Annotated in this window: 18 protein-coding genes; 15 read left to right on the top strand and 3 right to left on the bottom strand. The window is 37.7% G+C overall.

Annotated elements, in window-relative coordinates:
* Nucleotides 1-45: 45 nt before the first annotated feature.
* From gcvT to LEP1GSC203_RS05370, 15 genes are all read left to right on the top strand, one after another.
* Nucleotides 46-1,188 carry a glycine cleavage system aminomethyltransferase GcvT gene (gcvT, locus tag LEP1GSC203_RS05440; RefSeq protein ID WP_002972625.1) on the top strand — a complete coding sequence of 381 codons (1,143 nt, stop codon included), beginning with the start codon at nt 46-48 and terminating at the stop codon, nt 1,186-1,188.
* Between the two features lie 29 nt (nt 1,189-1,217).
* Nucleotides 1,218-1,610: a glycine cleavage system protein GcvH gene (gene gcvH / locus LEP1GSC203_RS05435; RefSeq protein ID WP_002972557.1), complete on the top strand. Its 393-nt coding sequence runs from the start codon at nt 1,218-1,220 to the stop codon at nt 1,608-1,610.
* A 16-nt stretch (nt 1,611-1,626) separates the two neighbouring features.
* The gene (gene gcvP / locus LEP1GSC203_RS05430; RefSeq protein ID WP_002972410.1) at nt 1,627-4,539 is read left to right on the top strand and encodes an aminomethyl-transferring glycine dehydrogenase; all 2,913 of its coding nucleotides are present in this window, start codon (nt 1,627-1,629) and stop codon (nt 4,537-4,539) included.
* A gap of 15 nt (nt 4,540-4,554) precedes the next feature.
* Entirely contained in the window at nt 4,555-4,884 is a 330-nt protein-coding gene (locus tag LEP1GSC203_RS05425; protein ID WP_002972850.1) for a (2Fe-2S) ferredoxin domain-containing protein, read from the top strand.
* 307 nt (nt 4,885-5,191) lie between these two features.
* Nucleotides 5,192-5,539 carry an ArsR/SmtB family transcription factor gene (locus LEP1GSC203_RS05420; RefSeq protein ID WP_039937184.1) on the top strand — a complete coding sequence of 116 codons (348 nt, stop codon included), beginning with the start codon at nt 5,192-5,194 and terminating at the stop codon, nt 5,537-5,539.
* Between the two features lie 2 nt (nt 5,540-5,541).
* Entirely contained in the window at nt 5,542-6,504 is a 963-nt protein-coding gene (locus tag LEP1GSC203_RS05415) for an SRPBCC family protein (protein ID WP_002972741.1), read from the top strand.
* A gap of 1 nt (nt 6,505) precedes the next feature.
* On the top strand, nt 6,506-6,703 hold the full coding sequence (locus LEP1GSC203_RS05410) for a hypothetical protein (protein WP_002972360.1): 198 nt from the start codon (nt 6,506-6,508) through the stop codon (nt 6,701-6,703).
* A 2-nt stretch (nt 6,704-6,705) separates the two neighbouring features.
* Complete coding sequence (locus tag LEP1GSC203_RS05405; protein ID WP_002972250.1) at nt 6,706-7,086, top strand: hypothetical protein; 381 nt, start codon at nt 6,706-6,708, stop codon at nt 7,084-7,086.
* A complete protein-coding gene (locus LEP1GSC203_RS05400; RefSeq protein WP_002972290.1) occupies nt 7,083-8,474 on the top strand; it encodes an MATE family efflux transporter in 1,392 nt (463 codons plus the stop codon). Before LEP1GSC203_RS05405 ends, LEP1GSC203_RS05400 begins: the two co-directional genes overlap by 4 nt.
* Before the next feature lie 12 nt (nt 8,475-8,486).
* Complete coding sequence (locus LEP1GSC203_RS05395) at nt 8,487-8,888, top strand: iron chaperone (protein ID WP_002972145.1); 402 nt, start codon at nt 8,487-8,489, stop codon at nt 8,886-8,888.
* A gap of 126 nt (nt 8,889-9,014) precedes the next feature.
* Entirely contained in the window at nt 9,015-9,752 is a 738-nt protein-coding gene (locus LEP1GSC203_RS05390) for a helix-turn-helix transcriptional regulator (protein ID WP_002972642.1), read from the top strand.
* A gap of 93 nt (nt 9,753-9,845) precedes the next feature.
* On the top strand, nt 9,846-10,733 hold the full coding sequence (locus LEP1GSC203_RS05385; protein WP_002972929.1) for a M24 family metallopeptidase: 888 nt from the start codon (nt 9,846-9,848) through the stop codon (nt 10,731-10,733).
* Entirely contained in the window at nt 10,730-11,965 is a 1,236-nt protein-coding gene (locus tag LEP1GSC203_RS05380; RefSeq protein ID WP_039937180.1) for an SMP-30/gluconolactonase/LRE family protein, read from the top strand. The genes LEP1GSC203_RS05385 and LEP1GSC203_RS05380 overlap by 4 nt, the downstream gene beginning before the upstream one ends.
* Nucleotides 11,966-11,969: 4 nt before the next feature.
* Nucleotides 11,970-13,268 (top strand): SMP-30/gluconolactonase/LRE family protein, encoded by a 1,299-nt coding sequence (locus LEP1GSC203_RS05375; protein ID WP_002972723.1) that lies wholly within the window; start codon nt 11,970-11,972, stop codon nt 13,266-13,268.
* Nucleotides 13,269-13,605: 337 nt separating this feature from the next.
* Entirely contained in the window at nt 13,606-14,382 is a 777-nt protein-coding gene (locus LEP1GSC203_RS05370) for a c-type cytochrome (RefSeq protein WP_002972648.1), read from the top strand.
* A 41-nt stretch (nt 14,383-14,423) separates the two neighbouring features.
* Here the strand turns inward: LEP1GSC203_RS05370 and LEP1GSC203_RS05365 are convergent, their stop codons facing one another.
* The 3 genes from LEP1GSC203_RS05365 to LEP1GSC203_RS05355 form a co-directional block, all read right to left on the bottom strand.
* On the bottom strand, nt 14,424-16,865 hold the full coding sequence (locus LEP1GSC203_RS05365) for a C1 family peptidase (RefSeq protein WP_002972595.1): 2,442 nt from the start codon (nt 16,863-16,865) through the stop codon (nt 14,424-14,426).
* The gene (locus tag LEP1GSC203_RS05360; protein ID WP_002972829.1) at nt 16,862-17,320 is read right to left on the bottom strand and encodes a hypothetical protein; all 459 of its coding nucleotides are present in this window, start codon (nt 17,318-17,320) and stop codon (nt 16,862-16,864) included. The genes LEP1GSC203_RS05365 and LEP1GSC203_RS05360 overlap by 4 nt, the downstream gene beginning before the upstream one ends.
* Nucleotides 17,321-17,478: 158 nt before the next feature.
* Nucleotides 17,479-19,179: a hypothetical protein gene (locus LEP1GSC203_RS05355; protein ID WP_002972513.1), complete on the bottom strand. Its 1,701-nt coding sequence runs from the start codon at nt 19,177-19,179 to the stop codon at nt 17,479-17,481.
* Between the last annotated feature and the right edge of the window lie 18 nt (nt 19,180-19,197).

The following is a 19,197-nucleotide window of genomic DNA, read 5'->3' as shown; positions in this document are numbered from 1 at the left end:
TATCTTAGAAAAAATTCAATTCCATATCCATGAAACCATTTTTCAATGGTTCCAGAGTCTGATCGAGAGAAAGCCGTGGAACTAAAACAAACCCCTTTACACACAATTCATAAAGAAATGGGAGCCAAGATGGTTCCTTTTGGCGGATGGGACATGCCTGTTCAATATACTGGGATCATCCAAGAACATTTAGCCACAAGATCGGCTGCGGGACTATTTGATGTTTCGCATATGGGCGAAATTTTTGTGACCGGAAAAGAAGAAGATCTTCTCAATTTTTTAGAATCAGTCACATGCAACACCATTGCCAGTATGAAAACAGGCCAAGTGCAGTACAATGCTGTGGTCAATGAAGATGGTGGGCTTGTTGACGACATCACTGTCTATAAATTCAACGAATCCAAATATATGATCTGTTCCAATGCCTCCAACTACCCTGCGGTAACAAAACATTTAGTAAAATACAACAATGGAAAGGTAACCGTCGTTGATGATAGTAAAAACTGGCATCAAATTGCATTACAAGGTCCCAATGCAGATGCAATTTTTTCGAAATACCTAGGTAAGGATTTAAGTTCGATCCTTTATTATCATTTCGAAGAAATGAATTGGAAAGGAGAAACAATCATCGTATCTCGCACTGGTTATACGGGAGAAGATGGATTTGAAATTTATACATCCAATACTCTTGGTGTGACTCTTTGGAAAGATTTATTAGAAATAGGAAAAGACTTTGGTCTTGTAGCAGTGGGTCTTGGTGCACGCGACACACTGAGACTTGAAGCAAAATACCCACTCTATGGCCATGAACTGAATGCAGAATGGACCCCCGTGGAATCCGGAATTAACTTTATCGTCAAAGAAAAACCTGCTCCCTATTTGGGATATGAACGAATCATCGCTGACAAAAAGAATGGTCCAAAACGTAAAATTGTCGGAATTCGCCTTATGGAACCGGGTGTTTTACGAGAAAATTTCCCGATTTTCTCGAGTGATGGGAAAGAAATTGGCAAATCCACCTCAGGGACCCACTCTCCCAGCCGTAAAGAATCCCTTGGTCTTGCCATTCTCGAAACCGAATTCACTAAAAACCAAACGGAAGTATTTGTGGAGATTCGTGGACAAAAGAAATTGGCAAAAGTAGAGACTGGGGCCTTCATCCAGGGCAGTGTTCGAAACAATCGCTAATCTGAGAGCATAGAAGAAGAGGAAAAACCATGGCAGATACACAAGCAAAAGACGGTTATTATTACACAGAAAAACATGAGTGGGTAAAGATTGAGGGCGATGTTGCTCTGATTGGAATCACAGACTTTGCTCAGAACGCGCTCGGTGACATTGTGTTTATCGACTTACCAAAACCAGGAAAACAAATCAAAGCCAAAGACAGTTTAGGAACGATTGAATCCGTAAAAGCTGCGGAAGATTTATATTCTCCTATTTCTGGCGAAGTGGTAGAGACAAATGCAGCTCTTGGTTCCAATCCAGCAGCCGTGAATGCAGAACCTTTTGATACCTGGATGGTAAAATTAAAAAACATCCAAACTTCCGAACTCGGAAGCCTTCTCACAAGCGCACAATATAAAGAATACGTATCCAAACTGGATTAATAGGAGTTTTTCTAAAGTGAGTTCCGTAAAACCTACATCACCTCTCCATTCCCCTTACGAAGAATCATTGGAACCAAGCGATACTTTTTTACGCCGTCATGTCGGTGTGACAGAAGAAACTGTTACCGCCATGCTTACGACCATTGGTTACAAGGAATTGGACAACCTTATCAATGATGCGGTTCCTGAAAACATTCGTTTGCGAAAGGAACTCGCTCTACCTAAACCCATTGGTGAGTATGCTTTACAAAGAGAACTAAAGAAAATCGTATCTAAAAATAAGATCTATAGATCTTACTTGGGACTTGGATATTACTCTTGTATCACTCCTGCCGTGATCCAAAGAAATATTTTAGAAAACCCGGGTTGGTATACTGCTTACACTCCTTACCAAGCAGAAATTGCACAAGGTCGTATGGAAGCTCTGATCAACTTCCAAACTATGATCACTGATCTTACTGGAATGCAAATTGCCAATGCTTCCTTACTTGATGAAGGGACAGCTGCTGCCGAAGCAATGAATATGCTCTTCTCTTTAAAAGAAGATACACAAGGAAAATCATTCTTTGTTTCTCAATCGGTTCATCCTCAAACCTTAGATGTGATCCGCACACGTGCCATTCCACTCGGAATCAATATTGTTGTGGGATCTTTTAAAAAGATGGTTCCTTCCGATGATTTTTTTGGAGCAATTGTCCAATACCCATCTACAGATGGAACCATTTTCGACTTTAGTGAATTTATTGAAAGCCTACACAAAGTCGGAGCAAAAACAGTCGTAGCTGCTGATCTTTTGGCACTCACCATTTTAAAAGCACCTGGAGAAATGGATGCCGATGTGGTTGTAGGTAGTACACAAAGATTTGGATTGCCACTTGGATTTGGTGGACCTCATGCAGGATACTTCGCAACTAAAGAAGAATACAAACGAAACATGCCTGGTCGTCTCATTGGTGTCTCCAAAGATTCCCAAGGTAAACCTGGGTACCGCCTAAGTTTACAAACAAGGGAACAACACATTCGTCGAGACAAAGCTACATCTAATATCTGTACGGCGCAAGTTCTACTCGCCGTATTATCTTCTATGTATGCTGTGTATCATGGACCAAAAGGTTTAAAACAAATCGCTTCGCGCGTACACAGGATGACAACCATCCTTGCGACTGGCCTTGAAAAACTCGGATACAAAATCATTTCCAATCCTTACTTTGATACCATCCGTGTGGAATTGTCTAAAATATCCTCTGCGGAAATCATTCACTACGCAGAAGAAAGAGAGATCAACATCAGACAAGTTTCTGGCCATGTGATCAGTATCTCTTTAGATGAAACTACCAATCTAAAAGATATCAAAGACCTTCTTGAAATTTTTAACGAAAACAAAGCACTTCATTTTCAGTTAGAAGACCTAACAGCCAAAGAAGAATGGAAAATTCCAGAAATCATGGAAAGAAAGTCTGAATACCTGACACATCCCGTATTCAATAGTTTCCATACAGAAACAGAGATGTTGCGTTACATTCGTAGACTCGAAGCAAAAGATTTATCTCTCACCACTTCCATGATTGCTCTTGGTTCTTGTACGATGAAGCTCAATGCATCAACAGAGATGTATCCTGTCACTTGGCCTGAGCTTGCGAACATCCATCCTTTTGTTCCAGAAAACCAAACGGAAGGATACAGAACTCTTTTTAGCCAACTAGAAAAATGGCTATGTGAAATCACAGGTTTTGCAGAAGTATCACTCCAACCTAATGCTGGTTCGCAGGGAGAGTATGCAGGTTTACTTGCCATTCGTAATTTCCACCAAAGCCGTAACGAAATGCATAGGGACATTTGTCTCATCCCCATCTCTGCACATGGAACCAACCCTGCATCCGCAGTGATGGCAGGATTCAAAGTGGTACCTGTGAATTGTGATACAAACGGAAATATTGATGTCGCCGACCTTAAGAAAAAAGCAACCGAATACAAAGATAGTTTAGGTGCTCTTATGGTAACTTATCCATCTACACATGGAGTGTTTGAAGCTTCTATCAAAGAAATTTGCCAAACCATTCATGATAACGGTGGTCAGGTGTATATGGATGGAGCCAATATGAATGCCCAAGTAGGACTCACTAGACCTGGAGATATCGGCGCCGATGTTTGTCACTTAAACCTACACAAAACATTCTGTATCCCTCACGGTGGTGGTGGACCAGGAGTTGGACCCATTGGTGTTGCTGAACATTTAGCACCATTTCTTCCTGGGCATAGCCTTGTGGAAAATGGGTCGAATAACAGCCAGTGGGCGGTGTCTGCAGCTCCTTGGGGATCTGCTTCGATCATTGTGATCTCTTGGGCTTACATTGCCATGCTTGGTTTCGAAGGATTACAATTCGCAACTAAGGTTGCAATTCTCAATGCAAACTATATCGCAAAAAAATTAGAGTCCTCTTTTCCTGTATTGTATCGCGGAAACAAAGGCCTTGTGGCCCATGAATGTATTTTGGATATGCGTGGATTCAAAAAAGGTAGCGGAGTCGAAGTAGAAGACATCGCCAAACGACTGATTGACTATGGTTTCCATTCTCCTACGATGTCATTTCCTGTTCCAGGAACATTAATGGTAGAACCAACAGAATCTGAATCCAAAGAGGAACTCGATAGATTCATTGATTCTATGTTAGCCATTGCTGGAGAAATCAAAGACATCGAATCAGGTGTTCTTTCGAAAGAAGACAATCCTCTTAAAAATTCTCCTCACACTGCGGACATGGTCATTAGTGATTCATGGAACCATTCTTATCCAAGAGAGAGAGCGGCCTATCCACTTCCTTGGTTACGTACACGTAAATTTTGGCCAAGTGTTGGCCGAGTAGACAACGTCTATGGTGACAGGAATTTAGTTTGCTCATGTATCCCTATGGAAGACTACGCAGTTTAGGAAATACCAGAGTATATGTTTTACGAAAAACATATTTTTGTTTGTGAAAACCAAAGAGCACCCGGCGAACGGGTGTCTTGTGGAAACCAAGGTTCTATCGAATTATTAAAACTTCTAAAACTAAAAGCAGCCAAAGCTGGAATCCAATACAAATTTCGAGTGCAAAAGTCTGGTTGTTTGGATCGGTGTGAACTCGGTCCCATCCAAGTGTCATACCCCGAAGGCAAATGGTTTTCTATGAAAACGGAAGCCGACGTAGAGACCATTTTGGAATTTTATTTAAAGACAAACCAACCAGAAAAATATAAGCACCTAATTGTTGCTAATGATGATACTGCTGAATAGTTAGTAGCCTTCTTCTTTTCGTTTACTCTCCAGTTCCCATTCCAAACAACCATATTACAATGAAAGTTTGTTCTATGCCCTAGTCCAACTATGAACTTTTATTGAGAATATTTTCGATTTATAAAGATTTACTGGGAAAACTAAGGATTGTGTGGTAGGTGGATCTCATTGGGTGGCGGGTCTAGTTCCCATCCCTAATCGGGCGGGGATACAAATATCCATTCTATACCACCCGCCCCCAAAATCCAGAATTCCCTTGACAACATTTGGATAGGCATCCAATTTAACCAAATGGTTAATTATCTATATGGTTAAATTACTGGAATCCGAGGAAGCTCTAAATGCCACTTTCCAGGCATTGGCAGATCCAACACGCCGGCAGATATTAATGCAACTTGTTTCTGGCGAGGCGACTGTCCTTCAATTGGCGGAACCCTTCCAAATGAGCCTTCCGGGAATTTCCAAACACCTAAAGGTTTTGGAAAAGGCTGGACTCATTGAAAAAGGCAAGGCTGCCCAATTTAGACCATGCCGTCTGAAAGTAGAAGCGCTCCAAGAAGCCAACCAATGGTTGGAGCAATACAAAAAACTATGGGAAGAACGATTAGATCGTTTGGATGCGTATCTAACAGAACTACAAAAAGGAAAAAATTAAGAATGTTTAAAGCTGATCCAATTGTCACACTAGAAGAAAATATCGTTCGCATTGAACGACTGTTTGATGCTCCTATCCAACTTGTTTGGGAAGTATGGACCAATCCCGTTCATATTGAAAAATGGTGGGGACCGAAAGGGTTTACAAATCCAACAGTAAACTTTGATTTTAAAGTAGGTGGATCATATCGAATCGTGATGCGATCACCTGAAGGTGTCGATTATCCAATCATTGGAAAATTTTTAGAAATCACACCTTTTCAAAGTTTTGTGATCAGTGATTTAGTTGATGAACATCCAGATGAATGGGTAAAAGAAGTTCAAAAGATGGCGGGTATTACTGGAGACCGAGAAATTTTAAATTCAAAATTAAGAGTATTATTCGAAGAGAATGAAGGAAAAACAAAGGTGGTTCTCATTACTGAATTTGCAAACAACCAAATCAGAGATGGATTTGCTAATTCTGGTATGAAAGAAGGTTGGTCAGAAAGTTTCGAAAAATTAGAAGCTAACGCATTACCTAACCCAAACCAAATCAGCTTAGAAAAAAAGTTAAAACACTCGCAAGAATTGGTATTTAATGCATTTGCAAACCCGCTGACGATAGATACTTGGTGGGGTCCGAGCGGATTTAAAACTACAACAAAAACTATGGATTTTAAAGTAGGTGGGAAATGGGTCTTTACAATGGTTGGTCCAGATGGAAAGGTATGGCCAAACACTATTCAATATAAGGAAATTAGAAAATTCGACTACTTAGAATACTTACATGGTTCTGGCGAAGAAAATAAAAATGATGATTTTTTAGTTAACGTATATCTAATTGCACTCGATAAGAACCAAACATTAGTAAAGATGCAAATGACTTTTCCTGATACAAACGTTCGAAATGCGGTGATAGCATTTGGAGCTATTGAAAGCGGACATCAAACACTTTCGAGACTCAACCAATATCTGGAGAAATAAAATGAATCTATATAAAAAAATGCCGTTCGTCTGGGTTCAAAATAAGATTGGTTTGTCTTGGCAAATTACACTAACTCAATTAATAGAATTGTTATCTTACAAAAAATCTGAAAAAGTGGGAAGCGTTTATAAAGCTTTTTTGGCGATGAAAAAAATAATTATAGCTGTTCTAGAGAAAGCAGCCAAAGGAAATCAATAAACATGTTAAAAAGTGCAATTGCAATCTTCGTTGGTTTAATATCAAACGTTGTTCTTTCCATCTTATTTGATACAATTCTTAAAGTAATGAATATCCTTCCTTATGATCATATGTTTGTAGCAACACCTATTGTTTTATTTGTATTAGGTTATAGGATCATTTTCAGTATTTTCGGATGTTATTTAACCGCAAGATTAGCCCCTCAAAACCCGATGAAACATGCTTATATTTTGGGTGGAATCGGTTTGGTCTTAGGTATTACAGGAGCCATCCTGGCAGGACATTTAGGTCCATGGTGGTATTCGTGGTCCTTAGTCATACTCACCCCACCAATCGCTTACTTAGGTGGTAAACTTTATGTATCAACAGGAAACTCCAAATGACAAGTGCTAGTTTATGGGAAGATTTAAAGAAAGCTCTAGCTGGTTCCGAAGAAGATTACACCGAAGTTAGCATTCGAAAAGCAGTGTTTCTGCTCTCTGTTCCAATGGTTTTGGAGCTAGTATTAGAGTCTGTATTTGCAGTTGTGGATATTTACTTCGTCGGTGCCTTAGGTGCTTCTGCCATTGCAACTGTGGGACTTACCGAAACTTATTTATTTCTTTTGTATTCTGTAGCGATGGGTCTATCTTTTTCTGTCACAGCTATTGTTGCCAGAAGGATTGGAGAAAAAGAAAAAGATAAAGCTGGTGTTGCTGCAATTCAGTCCATTTGGATCGCAATCATTGCGTCCATTCCTTTCGCTATCGCTGGAATATTTTTTTCAAAAGAACTCCTGATGCTTATGGGGGGAGATGAGTGGGTATTAACAGAAGGTTACCACTATATGCAATGGATGTTAGGTGGAAATATTGTGATCGTTCTGCTATTTCTTATCAATGCAGTTTTTCGAGGTGCAGGTGATGCCGCAATTTCCATGAGAGTTTTGTGGATTTCCAACGGATTAAATATTGTTTTAGATCCCATTTTTATATTTGGATGGGGACCAATTCCTGCTTATGGAATTACTGGTGCAGCCATTGCAACAAACCTAGGCCGAGGAATAGGAGTGATGTTTCAGTTATGGTTGTTATTTCAAGGTGGCAAACACATTAAAATCCTAAGTTCACATCTGAAAATAGAATGGGAAACCATACTCGGGATTTTAAAAACTTCACTTGGTGGAATTGGGCAGATGATCGTTGCTATGACCTCTTGGATTTTTATTATGAGGATTCTTTCCGAATTTGGAAGCCAAACAGTGGCAGGTGCTACTATTGCAATAAGAACAATGATGTTTACCTTGATGCCTTCCTGGGGGATGTCCAATGCAGTAGCGACCTTAGTAGGCCAAAATTTAGGAGCCGGGAAACCCGAACGAGCAGAACAATCCGTATGGTTTACTGGCTTCTGTAACATGGGATATTTGATAATTGTTTCCATAGTTTATTACTTTTGGAGCGACAGTTTAATTTCAATTTTTACTGAGGATGCAGAAGTGATAAAAATAGGTGGAGAATGGTTACAAATTGTATCCTATTCCTATTTCATTTATGCCTGGTGGATGGCCGCAGGACAGGCGTTTAATGGTGCAGGTGATACCATTACACCTACGAAAATCAATGTAGTATTCTTTTGGTTAATCCAGATCCCACTTGCCTATGTTTTAGGAAAACATTTAGCTTATGGACCAACAGGTGTGTTTTGGGCTATCATGATTTCTGAATCGTCGGTTGGAATCTTTACTCTATGGTTATTCACGAAAGGTAATTGGAAACAAACGAAAGTATAGAGAATATTTGCAATGAACTCAAAGATTCCTAAATCAATTGATGAATATATAAAGAACTTCCCAAACGAAGTACAACAAATCCTTCAAACGATTCGAAGTACTATTCAAAAGGAAGTGCCAGAAGCAACGGAAACAATTAGTTATGCAATGCCAACATTTGTTTTAAATGGAACCTTGGTACATTTTGCGGCATATGCAAAACATATCGGATTTTATGCACTTCCTTCAGGAAACATAGCCTTCCAGAAAGAAATATCAAAATATAAATTTGGGAAAGGATCCATTCAATTTCCGTTGAATGAACCGATTCCCTATGGTTTGATTAAAAAAATCGTAAAGTTTCGAGTTAACGAAAACTTAGAAAAAACTAAGAAAAGAATTCAAAAAAAAAAATCTAAACCAAATCATGAATGAAGAGTTATTATTTCTTCGGTATTACTACTTTCTATTTTAACTGTGAAATTATTCTATATTGCAGAGAAAGGCTTATAGATGGAGTTTGAAAGCAAAAGTATTCTATATTTATGGAATAGTCGTGTTATGTTTGCAACCAATAGTATGCAAACCGACTTTCACTCTCATTATGCTGCAACACTTGCTATTTCCTTAGAAAAAAATATTACCATTGAAACTGATTTAGGCAAGGAAGATTACAGGGTTGCATTAGTTGGTCCAAATACTTACCATCGAACTATTTCTCCAGGTATAGAAATGGTAGCTTTACTCATTGATCCAGAAACCTATGAGTTTGGTTCTATAGCTGAATCAATTTCTTCTGGTGAAGTGAAAAGATTAGATATTCAAAATTTTTTACCTTTAATCGAAACTCTTTGGTCTTTATATTATGGAAATTTAAGTGATCACGAAGCCACTGAATTACAATTAAATTTACTTCGTACTGTTTATCCATTTGATACATTAAAAACTTCCGTAGACCCAAGAATTCAAAAGATAGCAAAAAGAATCCGGATGGAAGTTCCGAATAGCATTCGCATGAAAGAAATTGGAAAAAATTTTTCTATTTCAGAAGATCGTTTAATTCGCCTATTTAAAGAAAATCTTGGAATTCCCCTGCGAAGGTATTTGTTATGGGTTCGAATTTTACGTGCAGTGAAAGAATTGAAAGCTGGCAAGAATCTTACGGATGCAGCCCATGCTGCGGGTTTTTCTGATTCTGCCCATTTTTCCAGAACCTTTAAAGAAAACTTTGGATTTATACCTTCTTTATTTTTTGGCCATCTCAAAACAGCGGAAGTCCGGTTCTGCGAACCTGATTAAAATCTTCATTAAATCTTAAAAATACCGGAATCATTCAAGCACAGATTTTTATAATTTGTTATTCTCTTTCTCTACCAAGGAAAAGAAAAACTTATGCCCATAACAAAAGAAAGAGGATTGTTATCTAAATTATCCTCAAAGTTTTCAAAATTCAATTCCGAATCGATCAAAATTCCATCGTTAGAAGAGAAATCCGGTTTTTTAAAAGCTCAAAGATTGGCATATGATTGTGTAACAACAATTGAAAAGGAAATGAAACCTGGGTGGACTGAAAAACAAACAGCCAAACGTATGGATGAGTACTTACGTGATCATGGCGTGAAAGTTTTTTTACATAGACCCTTTGCTTGGTTTGGTGAACATGCAAGGTTTGATGGATACAAACGATTTACTCAATTCCATCCTGGTAAAAAGAAATTAACGGAAGAAGAATCATTTATACTGGATGTATCTCCTGTTGTAGAAGGTTATATTGGTGATATAGGTTATTCATCTTCTTTAATTAAAAATTCTGAGCTCGATAAAGGAATGGATTACCTAATACAACTTCGCGAAGAAATTCCAAAATACTTTAGCTCTTCCATGACTTCTTCAGAGATTTGGTGGAAAATTGATTCAGATGCAAAAGAATTAGGTTACGATAATGTCCATGCATTGTATCCATTTGCAGTGCTTGGGCATAGAGTGTATAAGGTAAACCTTCCGAACATTTCTTTTCCTTTGTTACCGATAAGCTTTGCTAGTTGGTTCAGCTTACAAGGGTCATATGAATTTTTATCCCATAAAGTTTTGCCAGAACTTTTAACACCAGATCACGAAGGAAATAAAGTTGGATTATGGGCGATCGAACCACATTTAGGTAGAGGAAAAACTGGATTTAAGTTCGAAGAAATATTGGTTGTGGAAGAAAACAAAGCCTACTGGTTAGACGACGATGTCCCTCATGTAAAAAAATACAAAACCACGAAGGAATTTATATGAAAACGAAAAAATATCAATATATAGTCTTATTCTCTTTAATGTCCATTGGATGTAATACTGGTAATATCAAAATTGGAAACGCCTACAAGTTGGGTAATGTACCTGTCTCTATTCAGGACGTAAGCAAACCAGATCCATTTTTAAGTAACCTTAAGGTCAACATACAAGAGTTACCTGGTCACGATGACCTCATTTTTGACAATAAAAACCAAATCGCATTTGCCTCTGGCATGGATGGTTGGATTTGGAAATTAGATTTGAATTCAAATTCGGCTACTGCTTGGGTTAAACCACCTGTGAATCCTGCTGGTTTACAATTTGCAAACAAAAAGAACGAATCCATTTTAGTTTGCGCATCGCGACTTGGCGGTGTAACTTACGAAGAAACACAACGAGTTGGTTTGTATGAAGTAAACATAAAATCAAAATCGGTTGTACCTCTTGTACTAACATTACCAAAAATAGAAATCTCCGATTTTGAAATTGTATATTCAGAATCCAAACGACCAACATTTGAATTAAAAAACTTAAACGAAACAAACTCAAGAGTCTTTTCCTTATGCAATGATCTCGCTGTTTCCAACGATGGTAACAGAATCTATATCTCTGAACCGTTTGAAAGGTCTGATGCTGCTATGGGAAGTGGTGCGGTGCCAGAAGCAATCGGACTCTATCCTCATGGTAAACTTTGGATGTTTGACAGACAAAAAAATACGATTTCATTAGTCATGAGTGGATTTACTTTTGTCGATGGAATCATCATTGCAGATCATTCAAAATCAAAAGAAGAATCTGTCATTATTACTGAGACAACAAAATTTAGAATTATCAAAGCAAACATCAATGGAAAAAAAGAAGGTACTTTTGAAGTTTTATTTGAAAACCTTCCTGGTCTAGCGGACGGTTTGGAGAGAGATTCAAAAGGTAGAATTTGGGTTGGTATCATCAAACCTCGCTCTGGTCTTGTGAACATTATCCATAACAACCCATGGCTCAAACCATTTCTTTTATCACTCCCACAACGAATCCTACCGATTGCAAAAAAAACAGGAATCATGGTTCTTGATTCTTCCGGTAAAAAAGCACTCTACTACTCTATGCATGATGGATCAAAAATTAAAGACATCTCCGTTGCAGTTCCAAACTTAGATTCGGTGTATTTTCCTTCATTCGATACTTCATCTAGAGGATTATATTCGATTCCGGCAGCTAATTTTGAGTTAGGTGAATAATTCAATGAAAACAAAACTCAATCAACTATCATTTCAAGTTCATACGAATTTCTTTTTAGTTCCGGCTTTCAGTTTACTTTTGATTTTAATATCCTGTCGAACACCAGAAGAATATTTTAAGAATCAAATCAAAGGTCCAATCGAACTTCCTTACCATCCAACAATAACTTCCATTAAATCCGATGGAGATCCCATCAAACAAATGGTGACAATCGGCGGATCCACTTTACCTGCTCAAGATGAAATTCTTCTGCAAGAAGATTTAGGCAGAGCTTTTGTTGCTTCGATCGATGGTTGGATTTGGAAAGTAGATTTAACAAATAATACCTCGGAGCCATTTGTCAAAACTCCGCTTTTACCTGGGGGGATGGTAATTCATCCTAAAAATAATGATATCATATATATGTGTTTATCTCGCGGAAAACAACATGATACAATTCTTAATGATGGACCTGGAATTTACGAATTAACAATATCAACAAAACATCTGCGTAAAATTGGTACTCGTGTTCCCATTACAGATAAAACCAAAGAACCGTCAGATGATCAAATTGGAGTCTTTTACCCTTTCGGGAAAGAAACAAAGATTCCTATCTCACAACTTAATGATACCAACAGTCGCAACGTAGAAAAAGCAGATGATTTAACAATTAGTAATGATGGAGAAAGAATTTATTTTACTGAACCATATGACCACCCCAATTCTATTCTTGGAGTGAGTTCACAATCAAAACATGAAGTGCTTACATTAGGACGTAATGGACATCTTTGGAAATATGATCTGAAAGATAACACCGCAAGTTTAATCGCTCATCAATACACATATTTAGATGGAATTTTATTAGAATACTCGCAAGGAGAAATCGAATCTTCCATTCTTTTAAATGAATTATCTAAATCAAGACTCATTCGCTTACACCTAACTGGTGATAAAAAAGGAAAGGATGAAATTGTTATCGAAGGACTTCCCGGTTTTCCTGACGGAATGGATAGAGATTCTAGCGGCAGAATTTGGATCGCAATCCCAGTAGAAAGATCTAAATTAATCACTTGGTTGCATAAACACCCATCGTTAAAACGTCTTGTTCTATACATACCGGAAAGTCTACTTCCAGTTTCCAAAAAAACAGGAATCCTTGCACTTTCACCTAACGGAAATAAGCCCATATATTTCACTATGCATGACGGTAGTTTGTTTTCCCATATTATTGTCGTCGTGCCAGGAAAAGATAAATTATATTTGGCAGTATACCAAGAAGGTTTTAAAGGATTTGTAACCATGCCATATCCTAACAATATTTAGTTGGTAAATCAGGGCGCCTCGCATTCGACTGATAATCCGACTACTATACATAAGGCGATCCCGCTCTCCGTTCCAATCTTTCCCTCCGGGAAAGGATTTCCACTGCGATCGGTGGCGGTCCTAGTTCCCCTCCCTAATCGGGCGGGGATACAAATATCCAATCTGTTCCCACAGTACTACCAGCTTTACCCAATTCTCCCTTGACCAAAATCAACTTCCCCGATCTCTTTGCCCACGTATGAAAAAAATTTCTCGTATTCTTACGATCACCTTTCTATCTTTATTGGGCATTCTTGTAGTGTTAGTCACGACTATTTATGCGTTAAGTTCAACACGTATGAACAAAACGTACGAAGTAAAATCTGTTCCCATACCTAAGTTCGCTAAACATGCAGACATTGCTGAGGGGAAAAGACTCTACCAATCACGAGGTTGTGGAGATTGCCACGACGTCGATGGAAGTGGTAGGACATTTATTGAAGATCCTGCCCTCGGGACACTTTCTGGCGCTAACCTAACATCAGGTAAAGGAGGAATCATTACTGAAAGAACTGATGAAGAACTTGCCATTGCGATTCGTCATGGTGTTGGCAAAAACGGAAGGGCATTGTTGTTTATGCCATCGACAGATTTCCAAGGAATGACAAATGAAGATGTCGGAAAATTAATCGCATTCCTCCGATCTTTACCTTCTGTAGATAAACCTCAAGGAGACCTCAAAGCAGGTCCACTGGGAAGATTTCTTTTTTTAATTGGAGAAATTCCTGTTTTTCTATCAGCAGAAGTTATCAACCATGAAACTACACACTTAGCAAACATTACACCTACTGTGTCTTTAGAATATGGTAAGTATGTTGCCACTACATGTACTGGATGCCATGGTTTTAGTTTGAAAGGTGGTCCAATCCAAGGAGCTCCTCCTGAATGGCCACCTGCGCAAGATATCAGCAAAAATGGTCTAACACATTACACAGAATCTAGTTTTATCCAAACCGTCAGAACAGGAAAACGTCCAGATGGTTCAGAAATGAAATTCCCTATGCCATGGAAAAGTTTAGGCCAATTGACTGATACTGAACTAAAAGCGCTTTGGTTGTATCTACAAACGATATAAACTATTATGACTCTATAGCATTTTTAGTAAGCTCTACTTTTTTATTCTTTAGTAAAACTCAGTTCCGTACCATCACTAAAATCTTTGATTGTTTGGAACTGAGCTAATGAGTTGCCTTCCATTGATTTTGACAACTCAAACAAAAATCCCTTTGTTTTTAAAGTATGACTACCTGGAGACCAAGAACCTTTAAATTCTCGGATTTCTTTATCATTTAACTTTAATTTTGCGACAAAATCTTGTCCATTACCTTGAATATCTACTAAAACTGATTGTGGACCTGATTTGGGATTCCAATACATAGACGACCATTTTCCCACAAAAGAAGCAGGAAGTTCTTCCAAAGACATGGCTCTCTTTTTTACTTGGGCCTTAGGTTCATTCCAGAATACAGAAACAAAATTTGAGTCTTTCGACTCCGAACCAAATTCTGATTTAGAGCGTACGGAATATAAAAACAAATCACCTGAGTTTCCTGGGAAATTTTCGCTGAATGTAGTTTTCTTCGCATCAACGTTTGAAACAAATTCCGATTTCCCCGGCTTTCCACCTTTCATCTGTTTTCGGTAAATATAATATTCAAAACTATCTTTCACAGAATCCCATCTCAGAGTGATGACTTTGTCTTTGCCAACAAGATTGGAAGTTAATTGTTTTGGGGGAGATAAAGTCACACCACCTGCTCTTTTGGTAAGTCCAGGATCAGTTTTTCCAAAGGCTACCTGACTAGGCTCCGCATAACCAAGATCATTGGCAGCAATGATAGTATACAAATATTGGTTACCATTCTGAATGGCTGGATCTGAATCTGTATAACTAGTTCCCGAAATTTCAAACTGCCCAGACGGTTCGGCTCTTTCATCAAATCGATATAAAAAATAAGTTTTTGCACCAGGAGCGGCATTCCAATTTAAAACTATTTTATTCGCATAGTCTCCGCTAGTCGCAGTAAGATGACTCACTTGATTTGGTAACAAGGTTTGATCAGCAACATCGATGGCTACTGTTTCACTCCACTCCCCTGATGGTTTCGATTGTGTAGCTGCATTCACTCTATAAAAATTGGATTCTCCTAATTTGGGAGAAGGATCAATAAAACTCGTAGTTTTACTTGTTCCAATATTTTTCCATTTTAGAGAGGAATCAGAACGAGAAATTGTATAACTTGTTGCCCCTTCTAATTCAGACCAACTTAGTTCCACGTTAGGTGTATTTCCATTCACGTAAACCGTACCCAAAAGGCCAGCCACTTGGCCTATGTTTCCCTCTGATTGAGATTCGGTAGCAGTAAATCCTTCCACCTCCAATGAGGAAACGGATACTTCTTCTGAACCAACAGAAATGATTCTATACACATAGGTAGAGTTAGGTGAAACATTTAGATCAGTAAAACTAGGTTTATCCGAATATCCAAGATCATAAAAATCGGATTCTTCTTTTCTTTGAACCAAATAGGCAACAGCTAAGTCTTGTTGATTCCATGTTAATAGAATTTTTGTATCAAATTCTCCTTTGGAAACTTTGATTTCTGTTGGTGGAAGAATTGGTTTCTTTACTGGTACTACCACCGATGGTATGTTTTGTGAAGCTGGCTCATCTACGATAGCATAAGTTTCTTGTCCTACTTTTGCAAGAATTGAATAGGAAACCCAACCAAAACCTTTATCACCCCAATTCGTTCCCCAGGAGTTTTGTAATTTAAACGCACCCTTTTTTCCAGATTTGGATTTTTTATTGTCATCATATCCTACGATAGTCATTGCATGACCGCCATAACTTTGGCCACCATTTTCATCATAAATAGCAGAACCTTTCAATTTATAAAACGCATCGTCTATGATCATTCCAACCATAACTACGTTTTTCCCAGCTAACACCCGCTTAATTTCATCAGGATTTTTAAAGTTTAACCGAGAGAAAGATTTGATTTTATATTTAAGGGCTTCTTTTTTAGAACTTTGAGAAGGTTGGGATAAATAATCTTTATCCGTATAGGGCATACTACTCCAAGGAGCAACACCGCTTGTTTTTAAAAACTCCATTGTTTTGTAATAATACAAACCTTTATCTTCTCCCCCATTTTGTTGGTTGTAAATAAAAGCGGGAGAAAAAACATAATTCCCCTTTCCACCAGCAAATGGTGGATCATATTCTGAAACTTGTCCTTTGTTTTTTAAGAGATAGGACTTGATCGCATAACCAGTAGCCCATGCTACACAACTATTTTGTCTTCCTTGATTTCCTACTGGAGGCATCATTGAGGATAAATCAATAGACTTCGGCAATTCATCAAAAGAATTAAAATCTCTTTTGAGCGGAATACTATCTTGAATTTCTTTGGAACTAGGAATATAACCACATGAGAAAGTTCCCGGTTTGCATCCAGGAGACCGAACACTACTCGGATCAAATTCTTCTGCAAGAATTGCAGTTGTAAATAAGAGTAACATTCCGAAAATCATTCTGCTAAGTTTTAAATTCATGGCTTCATCCCTTCTATGATATTTATGATACTATTTTTCTGTTTCCAACTTGGATCTTTACGTTCCTCCAAGTGATAATAAAACTTCGATTTGGTGGAACCTAACTCAAATGAAACAAAGTTATAACTCACACCTGTAATTGTTTCTGAGGGTGGAGATTCAAAAGGAAAAGTTTCAATTCCTGTTTTGGATAGTTTTTGCATCCAGGACTCATAAACTTTAGCTGGAATTTCTTTAGTTTCATTCAGTATTTGTTGGTTTGCACGAAACATTTTACGTGTGAGTAAAACTTTTTTCTGTCCTGCAACCAGTTTATATTGTTTTCCAAACCGGAATTCGGGAGCCACTGCACCTGAACTTTCTTCCCAAACAAGTTCCATTGGTTTCCAATTCCCTTTTTGATTTTTTAGATTCCATCCATGTGTTTGGAGTTTTTTCGTTTTGGGATTTGCCACAGCCAAAAATCCCGGAAACAAAACCAAACAGAAGACAATAGAAACTTTTGTGAACGAAATCAAAGTGGATCGATCTCATCTTGTTTTCTTACGAAAACAAGACTTTTTTTGTGGGAAAACAGTGTTCGAACGATGAATGGAAACTTATGATTCTAATTCTAACTACTCCCAATTTCTGCTTTCAGCCATTTTTTCTCGCCAATTGACTTTTTCATATTTTCAATGAGAGCCACTGTGATATTGGTATTGAGTTTTACCATGTCAGGATCTTGAGCAATGAGAATCATCTCATCAATCAGATAATCAATTAAGTTTTCGATTGACTTTTTTCCCGATGGATCTGTTGCCATCGCCACTGTCGCTTGTGAGATAGCAGAATAAATTGTTAAACTAATTTGTTTGGTTAAATTTGCCTGCATCTCTTTGGGGAGAAGCGAAATGGGTTTCATATTGGCAGAAACACGTTCCGAGACTTCAGTTACCAAGTTTTGAATTAATGCCTGTAAGTTGGGGTTTTGTGCCGATTTAGCTATATTTTTAATAGCTACTTTTTTTAATTCATCTCTGTTTTGATCAATCGCATTCACCAGTTGGTCTAGTGAGTTTCCCGACTTTACTTCGTTTTGTGTTTCTGTGAGAATTTGGATTGTGACAATGTCAGAGATTTCTTCTTTAATGATATTAGAATAATACCTTAAAGTTTTACTAATCAAATCATTTCCTAAAATGCGAGTGAATTGATTGGTCTGTAACATTAAATAAATTTTATATACACGCACCAATCGAAAAAATCTAAATTCTACTAAAGGAATGAGTCCTAAAACATCATACCAATGGTAAATGGGATACAAAAACCAAGCGATATAGGTTTTATTGCGAATTGCAATGAGCCAACTAATGATAAATTCTGCCAAAAAGAAAAAGAGAAACGGGGCATCTAACAACAAATAGTGATTTACTGGACTTCCATCCGAAGATATTGCCCTATAATAATTTAGTGCAAAATACTCTTTAAAGTGTGAATTAAAAAAATCAATTTTTTGTTCTAGAGAGCGATTCTGGTCCCGCCAAAACCAAGCAAAAGCAACCACTGTCGAAGGAATTCGATCTCGATTTAACACCGGATCCAATTCTTGTCTAAGTTTGATATCACGGGCTTTTGTTTTATGTGTTTGGTATTCCGTTTTAATACTTGTTTGAATTTCAGATAAAAAGTGAGTTTGCCCTGACATCGCAAAAGGATTTGATTCCACGATCTCTAACATCCGTTTGTCCATCCTTTGTAAGATGGAGGTAATTTCTTTTGACTCGTTTGACTCAACACTTAAGCGATTGATAAAAGCATATTTTTCAGATAATTCACTGAGAGTTGTGATTTCATCTGTCTCTTCCAAAACACTAAAAAAATCATTCAGTTGGACTAAGGTTTCTTCTACTTTTTTTCTACGAAGTTGAACATCTTCGATTTGTAACGCTGATTCAAAGTTTGCATATAAAGAATCAAATTTTTCATTTGATACTTGGGATTTTAAAGAAGTGAGAATTTTATAAATATCTTCTCTTGTGATTTTTCTTTGGTTTTCTCTAAAACTATCATCTCGCAGTTGTGTGAGATATTTTAAATCGTCCACCAAATCAGTGTAAGCCGTTGTAGTTCGATGAGCTTCAATCCCGAGGATTGGTTTGTCGTACAACTCTAAAATTTCTGGAAACTTGTGAAAGTAAAATGGCCGCAGGCTCAAATAACTCAGATCAAAAACAATGAGAGCCAAGTTACCAAGGACTACAAAGACCATGGTTATGTCCCAAAGTAAAGGTATTCCAAGTTTGTGTTTTTTGATCAAATCCCAAGAAATCATAAAGTCACCAAGGGTAGC

It is taken from the genome of Leptospira terpstrae serovar Hualin str. LT 11-33 = ATCC 700639 (genome assembly GCF_000332495.1).
Lineage (GTDB): Bacteria > Spirochaetota > Leptospiria > Leptospirales > Leptospiraceae > Leptospira_A > Leptospira_A terpstrae.
This window is presented reverse-complemented; position numbering and strand designations above follow the sequence as displayed.

Coding starts and splice junctions, on each gene's coding strand:
- LEP1GSC203_RS05390 (WP_002972642.1), top strand. CDS start 9,015: ATGTTTGCAACCAATAGTATGCAAACCGACTTTCACTCTCATTATGCT.
- LEP1GSC203_RS05420 (WP_039937184.1), top strand. CDS start 5,192: ATGGTTAAATTACTGGAATCCGAGGAAGCTCTAAATGCCACTTTCCAG.
- LEP1GSC203_RS05415 (WP_002972741.1), top strand. CDS start 5,542: ATGTTTAAAGCTGATCCAATTGTCACACTAGAAGAAAATATCGTTCGC.
- LEP1GSC203_RS05375 (WP_002972723.1), top strand. CDS start 11,970: ATGAAAACAAAACTCAATCAACTATCATTTCAAGTTCATACGAATTTC.
- gcvH (WP_002972557.1), top strand. CDS start 1,218: ATGGCAGATACACAAGCAAAAGACGGTTATTATTACACAGAAAAACAT.
- LEP1GSC203_RS05400 (WP_002972290.1), top strand. CDS start 7,083: ATGACAAGTGCTAGTTTATGGGAAGATTTAAAGAAAGCTCTAGCTGGT.
- LEP1GSC203_RS05385 (WP_002972929.1), top strand. CDS start 9,846: ATGCCCATAACAAAAGAAAGAGGATTGTTATCTAAATTATCCTCAAAG.
- LEP1GSC203_RS05410 (WP_002972360.1), top strand. CDS start 6,506: ATGAATCTATATAAAAAAATGCCGTTCGTCTGGGTTCAAAATAAGATT.
- LEP1GSC203_RS05395 (WP_002972145.1), top strand. CDS start 8,487: ATGAACTCAAAGATTCCTAAATCAATTGATGAATATATAAAGAACTTC.
- LEP1GSC203_RS05365 (WP_002972595.1), bottom strand. CDS start 16,865: ATGAATTTAAAACTTAGCAGAATGATTTTCGGAATGTTACTCTTATTT.
- LEP1GSC203_RS05380 (WP_039937180.1), top strand. CDS start 10,730: ATGAAAACGAAAAAATATCAATATATAGTCTTATTCTCTTTAATGTCC.
- LEP1GSC203_RS05355 (WP_002972513.1), bottom strand. CDS start 19,179: ATGATTTCTTGGGATTTGATCAAAAAACACAAACTTGGAATACCTTTA.
- LEP1GSC203_RS05370 (WP_002972648.1), top strand. CDS start 13,606: ATGAACAAAACGTACGAAGTAAAATCTGTTCCCATACCTAAGTTCGCT.
- LEP1GSC203_RS05405 (WP_002972250.1), top strand. CDS start 6,706: ATGTTAAAAAGTGCAATTGCAATCTTCGTTGGTTTAATATCAAACGTT.
- LEP1GSC203_RS05425 (WP_002972850.1), top strand. CDS start 4,555: ATGTTTTACGAAAAACATATTTTTGTTTGTGAAAACCAAAGAGCACCC.
- gcvT (WP_002972625.1), top strand. CDS start 46: ATGGTTCCAGAGTCTGATCGAGAGAAAGCCGTGGAACTAAAACAAACC.